Here is a 1,650-nt window from a genome sequence, read left to right as displayed (position 1 = left end):
GCCCGGATCAGACCGCGCTCGACGCCGAGATCGCCGAAGCCGGGCGCAGCTGGATCGACCGGTTCGAGAGCGCCCTGCGAAATGCGGACGTCGACGACGTCGCCGTCGGACCGCTCAGCGCCAAATGGGCCGAGGCGTTCGGCGTTGGCTATCGCGCCCGCTATGACGCCACCGAGGCGGTGCGGGACCTTCAGGCCGTCGAGTCGTTGAACGACAGTGGACTGAACGACGGCGGCGAACCGGTGGCGGTTCGCGCCTTCCGCACCGACGGCGAAGGGTCGCTGAACTTCCGCTTCAAGCTCTATCGTAGGGGCGCGGCGGTGCCGCTGTCCGACGTGCTGCCGATTCTCGCAGACATGGGGCTGAAGACGCTTGAGGAATGGGGCCACGCCCTGCGTCCGTCGGACGAGCCTGAAATCCATGTCCATGAGTTCCTCATGGAGGACCCGCGCGGCGACGACCTGCGATTCTCCGATGTGAAGGGCCCGTTTGAGGCGGCCTTTTCGGCGGTCTGGACCGGACGGACCGAAAGCGACGGTTTCAACCGGCTGGTGCTGGAACTGGGCGTCAACTGGCGCGAGGCGGCGCTGGTGCGCACCCTCGCCCGCTATCGCCAGCAGACCGGTCTCGATCCCAGCCAGGCGGTTCAGGAAGAGGCGCTGCGCGACTATCCGGCCGTGGCGCGCGCCCTGCTGGCCCTGTTCGCGGCGAAATTCGACCCGGCGGCAGGCGGCGACGCGGCGAGCCGGGAGACGGAGGTCGGCACGCTGGTCGCCAGGATCAACGATCTGCTGCAGGACGTGAAGAGCCTCGACCACGACCGCGCCCTGCGCCGGATGGTTTTGCTGGTTCAGGCGATCAAGCGGACCAACTATTACCAGATGGGCGCCGACGGCGCACACAAGGCGCATATCTCGATCAAGATCGCCTCGCGCGAACTGGCCGATCTGCCCCTGCCCAAGCCATTCCGCGAAATCTTCGTCTGGGCGCCGCATATCGAGGGCGTCCACCTGCGCTTCGGTCCGGTGGCGCGCGGCGGCCTGCGCTGGTCCGACCGCCGCGACGATTTCCGCACCGAGGTTCTCGGTCTTGTGAAGGCCCAGCAAGTCAAGAACGCCGTCATCGTGCCGGTCGGCTCCAAGGGGGGCTTCTTCCCGAAAGGTCTGGCGGCCATCGTCCGCGCCGGCGGGGACCGCGACGCCCAGCAGGCCGAGGCCATCCGCGCCTACAAGACCTTCCTCTCCGGCCTGCTCGACATCACCGACAACATCGATGCGAACAACGAGGTTGTCCGCCCGGCCGGCGTCATCGCCCATGAGGGCGACGATCCCTACCTCGTCGTCGCCGCCGACAAGGGAACCGCCACCTTCAGCGACATCGCCAACGGCATCGCCATCTCCTACGGCTTCTGGCTGGGCGACGCGTTCGCGTCAGGGGGATCGGTCGGCTACGACCACAAGGTCATGGGCATCACCGCCCGCGGCGCCTGGGAGGCGGTCAAGCGCCACTTCCGCGAGGCGGGCAAGGACATCCAGACCGAACCCTTTACCGTCGTCGGCGTCGGCGACATGTCGGGCGATGTTTTCGGCAACGGGATGCTGTTGTCCAAGGCCACCCAGGTGATCGCCGCCTTTGACCACCGCGACATCT

At 67.4% G+C, this 1,650-nt stretch carries 1 protein-coding gene; it reads left to right on the top strand.

Annotated features, from left to right (window positions below; all coding sequences use genetic code 11):
- Positions 1-1,650 (top strand): NAD-glutamate dehydrogenase domain-containing protein (locus RMO04_RS05535; RefSeq protein ID WP_309643794.1); only part of this gene is annotated, 1,650 nt, incomplete at both ends.

Source organism: Phenylobacterium sp. (assembly GCF_031412415.1).
GTDB lineage: Bacteria > Pseudomonadota > Alphaproteobacteria > Caulobacterales > Caulobacteraceae > Phenylobacterium.
The sequence above is the reverse complement of the archived record's forward strand: the minus strand, read 5'-3'. Positions and strand labels throughout refer to the sequence as shown.